Below are 15,115 nucleotides of genomic sequence, written 5' to 3' on the forward strand. Positions count from 1 at the left end.
CAAATATATGTTTTTTCTTAATAAGTTGCAATTTATTTCAAAAGTATTTTTACATTCTTGTCCTTATGTTCCGTAGTTTAATCCTTTTTAGTGCTTTTTTCTCTATAAATATGCATGAAGATTACAATGTAGAAAAGCACACAGTGTTTGGTTAGAAAACAGATTGTCAAACGGAATGAACCCTCCTTTTAATAGGTTGATTAATAGTGGTTTGATAAGATTTTGTCTATACCTATTTATCAATAGAACCTTACCAATGGTTTAATGTAACATCAAATCCCCCTATTCCTACCCTTAACTACTGACGTGTTAAGGCTTAGCACAAGTGGTGTTAAGCCTCCGCACCAATGGTGCGAACGCTTCGCACGTGTGGTGCGGAGGAGTGAAAGTCATGCGATGTGTAGTTAAGATAAGAGCAGTTTATTGTTATAAAGGGCTTATTCTACCCTAAGTAAACAAAGTTTATTATACTATTTCGTTCTATAATTCCCATCGAAACGAAGTGTTTTACGGAAACTTTTTGTAAATTTGCACATTAGTTATAATAGAAATAAGAATGGAATACAACTTCATAGACATTGAGAAGAAATGGCAACAGAAGTGGGTTGAGAATAAGACCTACAAAGTTGTTGAGGACGAGAACAAGCAGAAGTTCTATGTACTTAATATGTTCCCTTATCCATCAGGAGCCGGATTGCACGTTGGACACCCATTGGGTTATATTGCAAGTGACATCTATGCACGCTATAAGCGACTGAAGGGTTTCAACGTGTTGAACCCTATGGGATATGATGCTTACGGACTTCCTGCTGAGCAGTATGCCATTCAGACGGGTCAGCATCCACAGCTGACAACCGACACGAACATAGCTCGTTACCGTGAGCAGTTGGATAAGATAGGTTTCAGTTTTGACTGGGATCGTGAGGTACGCACCTGTGACCCACGTTATTATCACTGGACACAGTGGGCTTTCGAGCGTATGTTCGAGTCTTATTATGACTATACAGAACAGAAGGCAATGCCTATAAAGGACCTTGTTCGCCACTTTGAGGAAGAAGGAACACTGAACCTTAATGTCGCACAGAGCGAGGAACTGATTTTCTCAGCACGTGACTGGTCGAGCATGGACGAGCAGGAACAGCAGGAGAAGTTGATGAACTATCGTATAGCTTACCTCGGTGAGACGATGGTAAACTGGTGTCCGGGACTCGGAACAGTGCTTGCCAATGACGAGGTTGTCAATGGTGTGAGCGAGCGTGGAGGCTATCCTGTCGTACAGAAGTTGATGAAGCAGTGGTGTCTTCGTGTGTCTGCTTATTCACAGCGATTGCTTGATGGATTGGAGACTGTCAACTGGTCTGACTCTATTAAAGAGACACAGAAGAATTGGATTGGACGTTCTGAGGGTACAGAGGTTGAATTCAAATACCAGACTCCAGTAGCAGGTGGAGAGGTAAAGGAGGGTCATTTCACTATCTTTACAACGCGTGCTGATACGATGTTCGGTGTTAGTTTCATGGTATTGGCACCAGAGTCAGAACTCGTTGCAGAGCTTACTTCAGAGGCTCAGAAGGCTGAGGTAGAGGAGTATTTGGCGTATGTAAAGAAGCGCACAGAGTTGGAGCGCATGTCAGATCGTAAGGTGACAGGTGTCTTCTCAGGCTCATACGGTATCAACCCATTCACTGGTGAGCAGATTCCTATTTGGATTTCAGAGTATGTTTTGGCTGGATATGGAACAGGAGCGATTATGGCTGTGCCTGCTCATGACAGTCGTGACTATGCCTTTGCAAAGCATTTCAACCTCCCAATCATCCCATTGATTGAGGGTGCTGATGTCTCTGAAGAGAGCTTTGATGCAAAGCAAGGAATCGTAATGAACTCTCCTGCGGAAGGTAAAGAGAGTATGGACGGTTTCTCTCTTAATGGTCTTACGGTGAAGGAAGCTATTGCCAAGACCAAGCAGTTTGTTACTGAGAAGGGTATCGGTCGTGTAAAGGTTAACTATCGTCTGCGTGATGCTATCTTCTCACGCCAGCGTTACTGGGGAGAACCATTCCCAGTCTATTACAAGCAGGGAATGCCTTACATGATTCCAGAGGAGTGTTTGCCTCTCGAACTACCTGAAATCGACAAGTACGAACCAACAGAAAGCGGCGAACCACCATTGGGTCGTGCAAAGGTTTGGGCTTGGAACGAGGCAGAACGTAAGGTTGTTGAGAAGTCATTGGTTGACGATAAGACTGTATTCCCATTGGAGTTGAATACAATGCCAGGCTTTGCAGGTAGCTCAGCATACTATCTTCGTTACATGGACCCACACAATGACGAGGCACTTGTGGGCAAAAAGGCAGACGAGTATTGGCAGAATGTAGACCTTTATGTCGGTGGTACTGAACATGCAACAGGTCACTTGATTTACAGTCGTTTCTGGAATAAGTTCCTCTTTGATATTGGTATTAGCTGTAAAGAGGAACCATACGAGAAGTTGGTGAACCAAGGAATGATTCAAGGACGCTCTAACTTCGTTTATCGTATCAACTCTGACGACCACTCAAAGGCACCAGTCTTTGTCAGCTTAGGTCAGAAAGATAAGTACGATACTACTCCTATCCATGTTGATGTCAATATCGTTCATGCTGATGTATTGGATGTTGAGGCTTTCAAGGCATGGCGTCCAGAGTATAACAATGCTGAATTTATCTTCGAAGATGGCACATCATCATCTGATTTCATCAACACCCAAAATTCATCACCCGCCACCTATAAATGCGGTTGGGCGGTAGAGAAGATGTCTAAGTCAATGTTCAACGTTGTCAATCCAGATGTGATTGTTGAGCAATATGGTGCAGATACTCTCCGTCTTTACGAAATGTTCTTAGGTCCTGTAGAGGCAAGTAAGCCTTGGGATACGAATGGTATCGATGGTTGTTTCCGTTTCTTGAAGAAGTTCTGGAAGCTTTATCAGCAGGAACTCAACGATGATGCGCCTTCAAAGGATTCATTGAAGAGCGTTCACAAGCTTATCAAGAAGGTGACAGGCGATATTGAGCAGTTCTCTTACAACACAGCTGTTTCTGCGTTTATGATTTGCGTCAACGAACTCGGACAGCAGAAGTGTGCTAATCGTGAACTATTGAAGAAGATGGTTATCGTCATCGCTCCATTCGCACCTCACATGGCTGAAGAGCTGTGGGAGCAGTTGGGTGGTGAGACAAAGAGTGTCTTCGATGCTGAATGGCCTGAATGGGATGAGTCTTATCTCGTAGAGAATGAGGTGCAGCTGACAGTATCTTTCAATGGTAAGGCACGTTTCCAGATGACCTTCCCTGCTGATGCAACGAAGGAAGATATTGAGAAGAAGGCTTTAGAAGACGAACGAAGCCAGCACTATATCGACGGTAAGACAATCGTAAAGATTATCGTTGTGCCGAAGAAGATTATCAATATCGTTTGCAAATAACTATTCAATAAACCATAGAAGAGGCTGTATGGAAACAGGGTTGCAGGTTTGTTTCTCTGACAGCGGTAATCTCCAACGGAAAGGAAGTCCGTATGTTAGTATCCACTACAGTCGTGTTGCGATACAGCCTCTTCGTCTTAACCATTCTAAGAGCCTATGACCATTGATCAACAACTCATCCGATCCGAAGCCAAAGATTACTTTTTCTTGACCGTTGGCTTAATTATTTACGCTGCTGCCTTTACCGTCTTTCTAATGCCTTATGAGATAGTAACGGGTGGAGTGACGGGTATGTCTGCCGTAATCTACTATGCTACGGGTTTTAAGATTGAGAATACTTACATGATTATCAACATTTCGTTGTTGATAGTTGCTTTGAAGATATTGGGCTTTAAGTTCCTGATGAAGACCATCTATGCTATCTTTGCCCTTTATTTCCTATTGATTTTTGCGCAGGATCTGATGCCTAAGGATGCTGCAGGACACATGGTGAAGATGCTCGGTGAAGACCAAGCTTTTATGTCATTGATTATTGGTTGTAGCCTTACAGGTACGGGATTGGCAATCGTCTTCTTAAATAATGGAAGTACGGGTGGTACGGATATCATTGCTGCCTGTGTCAATAAGTATCATGATATCTCGTTGGGACAGGTCTTAATGGGCGTTGACATCTTGATTGTGGGTAGCTGTTTGTTCTTCCCTCAGTTTGGTGATGTCATGGAACGCTTGCATAAGATGGTCTTTGGTTACTGTACGATGTTCATCGAGTGTTTTATGTTAGACCACGTGATGAATATGAGACGCGAGTCAGTACAGTTCATGATCTTCTCTTGGAAACATGAGGAAATAGCCAAAGCGATTGTTGAGGAGACCGAGCATGCGCTGACTATCCTTGACGGACATGGTTGGTACACTGGTAATGATATGAAGGTTATCTGCTTGTTGGCAAAGCGTAACGAGAGTAAAACTATCTTCCGTATCATCAAGATGGTCGACCCAACAGCCTTTGTAAGCCAGAGTTCGGTTATCGGTGTCTATGGTGAAGGCTTCGATCAGATAAAGATTAAGGCTAAAAAGGAAATGAAAAAGCAGGAAAAGAAGTTGGCTGAAGCCATGAAAAAGCCTGCGAATGAACAGAAATAAATAGGCAGTAGGGCTGTGTTCCACATGCTATACCACAGGGACACATGACTCGTGTGTTCAATGGCTGTAAGCTTTTGCGAGCACATGAGTGGTGGGTCCCTGTCGTGTTGACAAGGGGCTTGATGTGATAACATAGTTTTTTCATAGTAAGGAAAGGATTTACGAAGATGAAAATAGTATTTGCAACAAATAATAAACACAAGTTAGAAGAGATTAAGGACATCCTTGGAAAGGACTTTGAAATCGTTTCTTTGGCTGAGATTGGCTGTCATGAGGATATCCCTGAGACTGGAGCAACACTGGAGGAGAATGCACGTCAGAAGTCTTCTTACGTCGTTGAACACTACGGTCAGAACTGTTTTGCTGACGATACTGGACTTGAGGTGGAGGCGCTCGGTGGTGAACCCGGTGTACATTCAGCTCGTTATGCAAAGGGAACTGACCACGATAGCGAGGCGAATATGCGTAAGCTATTGGCAAACTTAGAAGGGAAAGCCAATCGTAAAGCCTACTTTCGCACCATTATCTCACTCATCATTGATGGTGTAGAACATCAGTTTGAGGGTAAGGTAGAGGGTAGAATCGCTACCGAGAATCATGGAACAGAGGGTTTCGGATATGACCCTATCTTCATTCCAGAGGGTTATGACAAGAGCTTTGCAGAACTTGGTGAGGAGATAAAGAACCAGATTTCTCATCGTGCAAGGGCTGTAAAGAAGTTGGCGGAATACTTGGGAAAGCTGAAAGGATAAAAGAGTAAAAAGGTTAAAGGGGCTTTTTAAGGGGGAAAGAAGTAACAAAGTAAAACCGTTAAACCCCCCTTTTCGATTTCTATAAATACCCTTTCCGAATTATTTTCATGAAGAAAAACATTTCTTTTCATGAAGAAAAATATTTTTTTTCACGACAAAAAGAAATTCTTTTCATGAAAATAATTTGAGGAAGACAGTTCCTTTATCCTGCCTTTTGGCTGATAATAACGGCTGAAAGGGCTGCTTTTTTTAGCTTGATAAGCCCCGATTCGAAGCAAATTAGCTTATGCATTGCCTGTTTGACATAAAGAATATAACTATTTAATATCTGCTATGTTGTCTATTCTTCTTCCTGTTTATAACTGTAATTGTGAAGCTTTGGTGACAGAGTTACATCGGCAGTGCGTGGAATGTGGTACTGAATTTGAGATTATTGTAGCTGATGATTGCTCTTCTGTGGCAAGCTATATAGAGCATAACTTGCGTATAGAGAGGTTGGAAGGTGTCCGTTATATAACAAGAAAACAGAACGTTGGGCGTTCAGCTATCCGTAATTTCCTTATTTCGCAAGCACAAGGAGAGTGGCTTCTCTTCATAGATGGAGATTTAACATTAGACAATTCACACTTTATTCGTCGTTATCTGCAGGCTAAAAGCAATGTTGTTGTAGGTGGAATAAGGATAGGAGGAGATCTAAACAGGTGGAAAAATAACCTCAGATACCGCTATGAGAAGGCGTATGAACAGCAGAATACACCGCAAGATAGGCAGTGTCATGCTACAAAACACTTTCGTACGACAAACTTCTTAGCACATAAAGACATCATGATGGAACATTCTTTTGATGAGAATTTCGTCCAATACGGCTATGAAGATGTACTCTTTGGTAAGTCACTTGCCATGGATCATATAGCAATCACGCATATCGATAACCCCATAACACTTGATTTCTTTGAATCAAACAGTGAGTTCTTGGATAAAACTGAACAGTCTCTTCGTACACTATATACCTTCCGTAACCAACTGAAAGGTTATTCCCAACTGCTTGAAACTGCTGAGAAAATAAAGAAACTGCACCTACAAAAGCTGGTTAATGCAGCTTATTTCCTTGTAGGACAACGCATAAAGAAACATCTTCAAGGCAATAATCCCAGTATTTTCTTGTTTAATGTATACAAACTGATGTATTATATCCATCACGAAAAGAATACTCTATGACAATAAAACGATATCTCTTAGTTGCGGCTTTCATCTTGTTAGCTTACTGTAATGCCCTTGCTGGCGGTGTTGGAACATGGAAGAATTATCTTGCCTACAGTGATGTACAGTGGGTTGAAGAAGGAAGTAACAAGTTGTATGTACTTGCTTCCAATAGCCTTTATACCTATAACAAGAACGACCAGAGTATAAAGACCTACGATAAAGTCAATGGTTTGAGCGATTCGGATATCCGTTTCATTGCTTGGAATAAGACAGCTCGTCGGTTGGTTATCCTCTATTCGAATAATAATATCGACCTATTGGACGATAGAGGGAATGTTACCAATGTACCAGATTACTATTTAAAGACAACAATGGCAGATAAAACCGTCAATGGTATTGATATGTCTGGCGTTTATTGTTATCTCTCTACAGGTTTTGGACTTGTAAAACTCAATGTTGCTAAAGCAGAGATAAGCGACAGTTATAACCTTTCTTTCCCTGTCAATTACAGCTATATTGAGGGCGGTTATATCTATGCTGCCAGCCAAAGTAACGGACTATATCGTGCTGCCTTGTCTGCTAATCTCCTCGATAGAAATAACTGGACGAACGTAGGAACTTATGTAGAGCGTCCAAGAACAGCAGATGCAGCACTATTGGCACAGGCTAAAACGCTTAATCCTGGCGGTCCAAAGCGCAACACCTTTGTATGGACTACCTTCCTTAATAACCGTCTTTATGGTACTGGAGGTATCTACAATCCGACCGTTAATAACTGGGAGAATCCAGGTATTGTACAGGTGTTACAGGGTGATGATTGGGACTTCTTCGAAGACAATCTTTCTACTCGTACGGGTTATCCTTATATAGGAACAAAGGCGGTAGCAATAGACCCTCGCAATAGTAATCATGTGTATGTAGGAGCACGAACAGGCCTCTATGAGTTTATGTCTGGTAAGATGGTAGCCTTCTATAACAAGGACAATAGCATCCTGCAAGGAGCTATGGACAGAGGCAGAGAACTGGGTAATGATTATGTACTTGTCTACGGATTGGCTTACGATAGAGAGGGGAATCTATGGGTACTCAATAACCAAACGAAGAAAGAAAACCTAATTCGTGTGTCGAAAGATGGGCAGATGACATCCTTCAGTAAGCCTGAACTGATGAAAGATGGTATAGGACTCTCAGGCTTATCACAGATGCGCTTGGACAGTCGCAACCTCCTTTGGTTTTGCAATGATTACTGGATACAGCCGGGACTCTTCTCTTATGACCCTAAGAATGATAAGCTCAAAGCTTATACTCGCTTTGTGAATGAGGATGGTTCTAACGTAGATATTACAGCTGTTCACTGCTGGGCAGAGGACTTAGACCATAATATTTGGGTGGGAACAACAGCTGGTCCGATGCTTCTTCAACGCTCTCAAATGAACGAACAGGATAACTATCGCTTTGTACAAGTTAAGGTTCCGCGTAACGATGGAACCAATCTTGCAGACTATCTTCTCGCTGGTCTTGATATTACTGCTATGGCAGTTGATGGCGGAGGGCGCAAGTGGTTTGGTACAAAAGGCAATGGTGTCTACCTCATTAGTGCGGATAATATGACACAGTTGCAGTATTTTACGACTACAAATAGTCATCTGCTGTCTAACAACATTCAATCTATTTCTATCAATGACGTAACTGGTGAGGTGTTCTTTGCTACTGATAATGGTCTCTGTTCATATATGAGTGATGCTACAAAGGCTGTAGACTCACCTAATGATGAGACCACATACGCCTATCCAAACCCAGTAAAACCGGGTTATACAGGACCTATTACGATTGTTGGTTTATCGCTGAATGTCAATGTGAAGATTGTAACAACAAATGGAGTTCTTGTCGCTGAAGGTACCAGTAATGGTGGCTCTTTCGTCTGGGATGGCAAGGATAAGAACGGAAAACGTGTTGCATCAGGCGTTTATATGGTACAGACTGCCGATGAAAACGGTGACAATGGAACTGTTTGTAAGGTTGCTGTAGTTAATTAATTGAGGCAATGAAGACACAGGTAGGACGTAATCCAATCTTTTGGATACTACTGACAGCTCCGTTGGCATTGCAGTTGCTTTGTCAACTCCAGCCTACTTTTGACGACTGGACGTACTATACCATACCGCAGACGGAGCCTCTTACGTTTCAAAGTCTACTTCCTGATGGCAATTATTGGCGCCCTTTTGATGTACTCTTTGGGTATCTTCTCGGACTTAATTACCGACTTTTTCCCTTCTTAAACCATCTTCTCATTCTATTGGGACATATCCTCAACACATGGTTGGTCTATAGGATTCTGCAATGGTTTAGGGTTAGTACGTTGTCACGCAGCCTGTCCGTCGTTTTCTTTTATTTGTCGTCAGGCACCTTGGGGGCGGTCTTGAATATTGATTCCCTAAACCAAGTCTATTCGCTTCTATGGGGACTTCTTGCCTTATATAGCTACATCAGTCTGTCTGGTTATCGAAAGTTTATGCTGTGGTTGTTGTGCGCTTTGCTTTCGGTCTTTGCTAAAGAGTCGGGCTACATTTGGTTTGTTTTCCCACCCTTCATCGTATGGAGTATAGGAAAAGAACGTTTCAATTATGTTATCAGACATCTTCTTTGCGCCTGCCTTGTATTTGTTTTCTATCTTGTTAGCCGTTTCATACTGACTGATAGCTTTCATATGGAGAACAATGCGTACATGATTTTTACTGCAAAACAGCTATTGCGTAATCTTGGCGTACTGTTAGGAGTGACCTTCTATCCTATTGATTACGCCAGTCTTATTCATCCACAGCATCGTCATCTTGTTGTTGTTATCATCACAGGACTCCTTCCCCTACCCTTTCTTTGGCTTCTACTGCGTTCTTTTAAGCTACAGAAAACACTCGTAGTGCTGCTTTTATCCTTCTTTATTGGGGCTTTTGTCAATTTGATGACAATCTTCTCTGCGATGCACTGTTATGCTGTCTTGCCCTTTGTTACATTGATGATAGCCCTACTCTGTGAACGAATCAAGAACAAGAAGGTATTGATGGTCTCAGCATTGCTCTATCTTTTGACAGCCTCCTTCACCCTACTCCATCACGGCTATGCCTCTTTTCTATCAGGTAAGATGGGCGAACAGATGGCAAAGAGCATTGTCAGTCAATGCGACCGACCAGTAAACAAGGTGATGGTGATACATTTAGACAAAGGAGAAACAAAGTATTCTTCCTTCTGGGTGATTCCTTTCGAGGCTTTTGGTTGGGGTTATTCCGTTCTTCAACAGACAGGTTATCAATGGCCTAAGACCATTATTAACGAAGAGATAACAAACAGAAAGCAGTTGAAAGCTTTGCTTCTAAAGGCAGAGAAAGCCAGCTGCGATGGTGTATGGTATGCTGAAGATGACCAAGTAAAACGGATGAAATGAAAGAAAAGATAGCTGAAATCTCTTTTCTCCATGTGTTCGCTACTCTCTTGGTAGTACTCGGGCACTCTTTTTATCAGACAAATAGTCTGATAGTTGATTGGATGTATCAGTTCCATGTACCCCTTTTCTTCTTCGTATCAGGCTATCTTTTCAATGTCTCAGTAAACGGAAAACCGCTACAACCTCATATATTTCTAAGTCGTAAAGCAGTTCGCTTGCTGCTTCCTTACTTTGCTTTGAGTACTCTACTCTTTGTTCCAAAGGTTCTTTTATCGCAGTTTATGGTGCGCCCGATACAAGCCAGTTGGAGCGAATACGTGTTGATGCTCATCTATCCTTACCGCAATGTTAACGGTTCCTATTGGTTTTTACCCACTTTATTCTTGCTCTTTGTTTTTGCAGTGATTGCCCTTTTCTTTTTGCAGCGACTGCAACATAGAACTTCGCTTACTGTTACTACTCTTTTACTTACTCTACTTGCTCTGGCAAATATCTCCCTCCCTTTCTCCCACGATACACTTTTTAATGTCGTTGGAGTAATTCATTATGCTTTTTATTTTGCCTTAGGTTACTTTGTATCCAGCTTTGGTTTGATGCGCTTTCTCGATAAAGGGAAAACAGCCATCTTAGTCTTCCTATTTACGTTTGTAGTATCAATTATCGGTCTACGCGTAAATAAAAGCCCTCTTATGGATTTATTCTTTGCAACGGGTGGTATTCTTATGTCAGTTGCTTTGTCACGCTTATACGCAAAATATGGGCTTCGTTTCCTCAATCACCTCTCTCCTGCTTCTTATACTATCTATCTTTATCATGGAATCTTTCAAGCATTGAGTTTACAAATACTCATGCGATTCACCCATTTTGATATAGGTTTTTATATTATCCTTGCTTTTCTATCAGGCGTTTATGGGTCTTTCTTGGTCTATAAGCTGCTTTATCGTTGTCGTAACAGCCGTTTGGGTCGAACCTTGGCATTGATTTCTGGTATTTCTGTTTCTTAGTAGATAGTAGGCTATATTGGCTGAAAAGTAGTCTTAATAAGCTTTTAGAAGATTCTTTCTTCCCATTTTCAACTGATGTTTTCTTGCTCAGCACATGTCGTGTTGACGGTCCGCACCAATGGTGCTGATGGTTCGCACCAATGGTGCGGAGCGTTATCTATTACGAAATTGATATAATAAAAGCACCCTCATCAATCCTAACCTTAAGACGGTAGGGGATAGATGAGGGTGCTTGTCGTATGGATAGGTTTTACTAAACCTGTTCTTTCGTTTCCTTTGTTTCTACTGACCCGAATTGAGAAGCTCGTCAGGTAGTGAGATGTCAAGACTGCGAGCGCGTTCGGCATTACGTCTCTTTATCTTTCGTTGCGCATCAGCCTTCTGCTTTGTTATGGCTGCAGGCTTCTGCTTGTAGAGTGGGAGTAGACGTGGATTCCACGTTCCCTGTACATCACGCTTAGCCTTACACTCGATAGCCTTCGGGTAATAATAAACGGCTTCGGGCTGTCGTTGGGTTGCATAATCACCCGTATCCCATTTTCCGTTGTCGTTATCATCGACGATAAGGCGTAGATAGTAGTTGCCCGGCTTGATGTAATGGAAGGTTGCTTGGTTGTTCTTTGCGTACGCCTCTTTCACTGGTTTGTCGCTTTCATTAAGCAACTGCAACAAGCAGTTCTTACCTTCCATGTTCTGTAAGGTCATTATTAGCGTACCATACTCGTCAATTGATGGGATACGAACACCCTGCTTATACTTTGCAGAAACCTTACCATAGATGTCTGTAAAGGCTGCAGAATCAACCTCAACACTGTATTCATGTCCTGGGTCCCATGCACTTACCAACTTCAAAGAGCGCGGTTTTCCAGGTTCAGCACCGAAATTATACTTCGCTCGATACCATAAGGAGTCTATCTTTTCGTAAAGATGTATCTTGGACGTATCCGTCTTTGCAATTGGGGTAGGGAGTTCGAATGTTGGGTTTTGGTCAGGATCCATTTGGGAAGGAACATTATATCTGACCTCCAAAGGTGTGACAGGCATTGTCGTTTCAAACGCTTTTCCACGTTCTTTTGCCTTCTCTTGTTTTTTAACCCATTTGTCGTATTCCTCCTGCTGGCGCTTTAAACGCTTCGCGTAAGGCACCTTTGAGAGTATCTCTAACGTATCTGTCTTAGGGACAAGCTTACCTGCACTGTCCGTCATGTTATAAAGCATCTGCATTCGCAGTGTGTCTTGGTTGACGAGGGCAGTATCACGCAGCCAGTAGATAATCGTATCTTGGTTCAGACTTGGCTCTGTTATAAACGCATCTTTATCGTTAAAATTGAGTCCTGTTATCTGTGGAAGGTCGGCGTCACCATAGCTGAAAAAGAGCGTAAAGTGGTTTGGTTCCTTGCGTTCAGACTTGAGGAAGTAGCGGTCTGTTTGTGTAGGTGTAAAGGAATTCAGCACCACATCATCTGGTAGGAAGTGGGTGTAAGGCACCTGTTTGATATCCTTGATGTGCAAGGAGTCAATCCATAGCGTGTCTTGTTGTATGTCTGGCTTCCATGATGGCATGATGACTTCGGGCGTGAAAGCCAACTTCTCACTCTTCTGATTGTACATATAGTTGCCGTCCATGTCCTGTAGTGCATAGATACGATAGTCACCCTTGGCAACACCTCGTATGCTGAAATGACCACGACTGTCGGTACGTGAGACACGAAGCATTGGTTGTTTCTGGAAAGCTGTATCGTTCTGATTGCTGTAAAGGCCCACGAGAATACCCTTTACTGGCTCTAAATTCTCAGCTTCTAACACATAACCAGCCACTTCAAGTGTATCGATATGGTCGCCAGTAGAGAAGCTATAGGTGTAGTTTCCTAATGGGTTACCCTCGTTGTTATCCGTGATAGCGTCAGAGAAGTCGATGGTATAGGTGGTGTTAGGCTGCAACTTGTCTTGTAAACTTACTGTGATTCGCTTACCAGTAGCCTTAATTTCAGGGGCTTCAATCTGTGGGGGAGAGACAACAACCTTCTCTGATGCATTCTCCAACTTGATAAACTCGTTGAAATAGATATTCACCTTCTTACTGTTTACGTCGGTTGCTCGTTCAGTAGGGGAGGCACCTAACACTCTTGGTGGCGTCTCATCGTACCATCCACCATCAGGTTGTCCCATCTTGGCACATGAAGAAAGAACAATAACTAAGAGTGTAAAAAGGTAGAATGGTAAAACACGTTGTTGGTAAAACACCGAAAGGCAATGGCTGACCTTAGCTGAAAAGCCATCCTTTCCACCCATTACTCCTTGGCAATATCTTTGTCTTATCTTCTTCATATCGCTGTTTTACTTTTTTACCCTTTTACTTTTTTATCCTTTAAAGGTGGTTTATTCTTTTACCGTCTTCCGTCCTTACTGGTTCATACTCAGCAATTCTTCTAAGTTGTTACGGCTGTTTGAAAGGCGTGGAATCTTGTGTTGACCACCGAGTTTACCCTTTATCTTGAGCCAGTCATTGAAGAGGTCTTTGCGTGCAACAATAATCTCAAGTGGCTGAAGAGTAATGTTATGGAAGCGTTTTGCCTCATAATCAGAGTTGACTTCCTGTAGTTTATCATCGAGAACCTTAGCAAACTCCTCAAGTGAAGATGGATCCTTTGCAAACTCAATGAGCCACTGATGACGACATTTAGCCTTCGCATCCATATACATTGGGGCTGCGGTGTAGTCAGATATCTGTGCACCAGTAGCCTTGCAGGCTGCTTCAAGTCCCTTTTCAGCATTGTCCATGATAAGTTCTTCACCAAAGGCATTGATGAAATACTTGGTTCTACCCGTGATAACAAACTTATAAGGATTAGTCGAAGTAAACTGCATTGTGTCTCCAATCTCATATCTCCAAAGGCCGCAGGCAGTACTGATAAGCATTGCATAGTTGCGTCCTATCTCCACACCTGACAATGGAACGATATTCGGATGTTCGCTCTCAAACTCGTCCATAGGTAAGAACTCGTAGAACACTCCATAGTCGAGCATAAGCGACATACTGCTGTCTGTCGGGTCGTCTTGTATTCCAAAGAAGCCCTCAGAAGCGTTGTAAGTCTCCATATAGTTCATGCCCTGCTTGGTAATGAGCTGTTCATACTGTTCACGATAGGGCGTAAAAGCAATACCACCATGGAAGAATACCTCTAAATTTGGCCATACCTCCTCTAAATGTTTCTTACCACTTAGTTCCATTACACGCACCAATACAGAGAGCATCCACGATGGAACGCCTGATATATTAGTGATATTTTGGTTCAGTGTTTCGTGTGCAATTCGGTCGCGTTTTACCTCAAAGTCGCTCAGTAGGGCAGTACTTTTCTTAGGTACGCGACATAGATTTATGAGTGGATTAATATTCTCTATGAGGATGGCACTGAGGTCACCAACAAGCGAATTATACAGGTTATAATTTGGAGAATGACTACCACCTAAGATGAGGCCCTTACCGTTGAAGAGTCTACTTTCTGGATGATTGCTAAGGTAGTAAGCGATAACATCCTTACCACCTTGATAATGAATTGTCTGTAATCCCTCGTGAGAAACAGGAATAAACTTACTCTTATCGTTGGTTGTACCTGATGACTTGGCATACCATCTAACCTGTCCCGGCCATAGAATATTACGTTCTCCGTGGCGCATACGGTCGATGTCACTCTTCAGTTCTTCGTATGTGTTGACTGGAATATTCTGTACAAAGTCCTCGTATGACTTAATCGTTGAGAACAGGTGTTTACGACCGTATTCGGTGTCTTTCGCCCGCTCAACGAGGTATTGCATGACTTCCCGCTGGATAGCCTCTCCATCCGTGACGTAGCGTTCAAGCTCCCTGCGACGCGGCTGGAAGTACAATTTGTTTACTATCTTAGTAAGACTCATTCAAATTTCTCTGGTTGATTAAATTGCAAAATTACGCCAAAAAAGCTAAATGGATAGCCTTTTTCTATATTTTAACACTGCTTTAAAGCCCTTGAAAGCCTCTTTTTCAGTATTCTCTACATGATAGATGATGGATTCTTTCACCCTCTTTTGACTTCTACTTTTAGCCCCCTTTCTAAATTATTTTCGTGAAAAT

At 42.4% G+C, this 15,115-nt stretch carries 10 protein-coding genes; 8 read left to right on the plus strand and 2 right to left on the minus strand.

Features of this window, described 5'->3' with window-relative positions; all coding sequences use genetic code 11:
* Window positions 1–556 precede the first annotated feature (556 nt).
* The 8 genes from FIU21_RS12140 (at window position 557) to FIU21_RS12170 (ending at window position 11,004) form a co-directional block, all read left to right on the plus strand.
* A complete protein-coding gene (locus FIU21_RS12140; RefSeq protein WP_004358923.1) occupies window positions 557–3,463 on the plus strand; it encodes a leucine--tRNA ligase in 2,907 nt (968 codons plus the stop codon).
* 28 nt (window positions 3,464–3,491) lie between these two features.
* On the plus strand, window positions 3,492–3,623 hold the full coding sequence (locus tag FIU21_RS13430) for a hypothetical protein (RefSeq protein WP_257880692.1): 132 nt from the start codon (window positions 3,492–3,494) through the stop codon (window positions 3,621–3,623).
* Window positions 3,620–4,606, plus strand: a complete 987-nt coding sequence (locus FIU21_RS12145) for a YitT family protein (protein ID WP_004358922.1) — start codon at window positions 3,620–3,622, stop codon at window positions 4,604–4,606. Before FIU21_RS13430 ends, FIU21_RS12145 begins: the two co-directional genes overlap by 4 nt.
* A gap of 167 nt (window positions 4,607–4,773) precedes the next feature.
* Complete coding sequence (locus FIU21_RS12150) at window positions 4,774–5,358, plus strand: non-canonical purine NTP diphosphatase (RefSeq protein ID WP_004358920.1); 585 nt, start codon at window positions 4,774–4,776, stop codon at window positions 5,356–5,358.
* A 333-nt stretch (window positions 5,359–5,691) separates the two neighbouring features.
* Entirely contained in the window at window positions 5,692–6,576 is an 885-nt protein-coding gene (locus FIU21_RS12155) for a glycosyltransferase family 2 protein (protein ID WP_004358918.1), read from the plus strand.
* On the plus strand, window positions 6,573–8,597 hold the full coding sequence (porZ, locus tag FIU21_RS12160; RefSeq protein WP_004358916.1) for a type IX secretion system anionic LPS delivery protein PorZ: 2,025 nt from the start codon (window positions 6,573–6,575) through the stop codon (window positions 8,595–8,597). The genes FIU21_RS12155 and porZ overlap by 4 nt, the downstream gene beginning before the upstream one ends.
* 8 nt (window positions 8,598–8,605) lie before the next feature.
* A complete protein-coding gene (locus FIU21_RS12165; RefSeq protein ID WP_036885746.1) occupies window positions 8,606–10,000 on the plus strand; it encodes a hypothetical protein in 1,395 nt (464 codons plus the stop codon).
* Window positions 9,997–11,004, plus strand: a complete 1,008-nt coding sequence (locus tag FIU21_RS12170; protein WP_004358911.1) for an acyltransferase family protein — start codon at window positions 9,997–9,999, stop codon at window positions 11,002–11,004. The genes FIU21_RS12165 and FIU21_RS12170 overlap by 4 nt, the downstream gene beginning before the upstream one ends.
* 282 nt (window positions 11,005–11,286) lie before the next feature.
* Here FIU21_RS12170 and FIU21_RS12175 read toward each other — a convergent pair whose 3' ends face one another.
* Both FIU21_RS12175 and FIU21_RS12180 read right to left on the minus strand, forming a co-directional pair.
* Window positions 11,287–13,332 (minus strand): Ig-like domain-containing protein, encoded by a 2,046-nt coding sequence (locus FIU21_RS12175; protein WP_036885745.1) that lies wholly within the window; start codon window positions 13,330–13,332, stop codon window positions 11,287–11,289.
* A 75-nt stretch (window positions 13,333–13,407) separates the two neighbouring features.
* Window positions 13,408–14,919 carry a GH3 auxin-responsive promoter family protein gene (locus FIU21_RS12180; RefSeq protein WP_004358909.1) on the minus strand — a complete coding sequence of 504 codons (1,512 nt, stop codon included), beginning with the start codon at window positions 14,917–14,919 and terminating at the stop codon, window positions 13,408–13,410.
* Window positions 14,920–15,115: the final 196 nt, after the last annotated feature.

It is taken from the genome of Prevotella melaninogenica, assembly GCF_013267595.1.
Lineage (GTDB): Bacteria > Bacteroidota > Bacteroidia > Bacteroidales > Bacteroidaceae > Prevotella > Prevotella melaninogenica_D.

Excerpts from the sequence above, each read along its gene's own strand:
- FIU21_RS12145 (WP_004358922.1), top strand. The coding sequence starts at position 3,620 with ATGACCATTGATCAACAACTCATCCGATCCGAAGCCAAAGATTACTTT.
- porZ (WP_004358916.1), top strand. The coding sequence starts at position 6,573 with ATGACAATAAAACGATATCTCTTAGTTGCGGCTTTCATCTTGTTAGCT.
- FIU21_RS12140 (WP_004358923.1), top strand. The coding sequence starts at position 557 with ATGGAATACAACTTCATAGACATTGAGAAGAAATGGCAACAGAAGTGG.
- FIU21_RS12150 (WP_004358920.1), top strand. The coding sequence starts at position 4,774 with ATGAAAATAGTATTTGCAACAAATAATAAACACAAGTTAGAAGAGATT.
- FIU21_RS12155 (WP_004358918.1), top strand. The coding sequence starts at position 5,692 with ATGTTGTCTATTCTTCTTCCTGTTTATAACTGTAATTGTGAAGCTTTG.
- FIU21_RS12170 (WP_004358911.1), top strand. The coding sequence starts at position 9,997 with ATGAAAGAAAAGATAGCTGAAATCTCTTTTCTCCATGTGTTCGCTACT.
- FIU21_RS13430 (WP_257880692.1), top strand. The coding sequence starts at position 3,492 with ATGGAAACAGGGTTGCAGGTTTGTTTCTCTGACAGCGGTAATCTCCAA.
- FIU21_RS12165 (WP_036885746.1), top strand. The coding sequence starts at position 8,606 with ATGAAGACACAGGTAGGACGTAATCCAATCTTTTGGATACTACTGACA.
- FIU21_RS12175 (WP_036885745.1), bottom strand. The coding sequence starts at position 13,332 with ATGAAGAAGATAAGACAAAGATATTGCCAAGGAGTAATGGGTGGAAAG.
- FIU21_RS12180 (WP_004358909.1), bottom strand. The coding sequence starts at position 14,919 with ATGAGTCTTACTAAGATAGTAAACAAATTGTACTTCCAGCCGCGTCGC.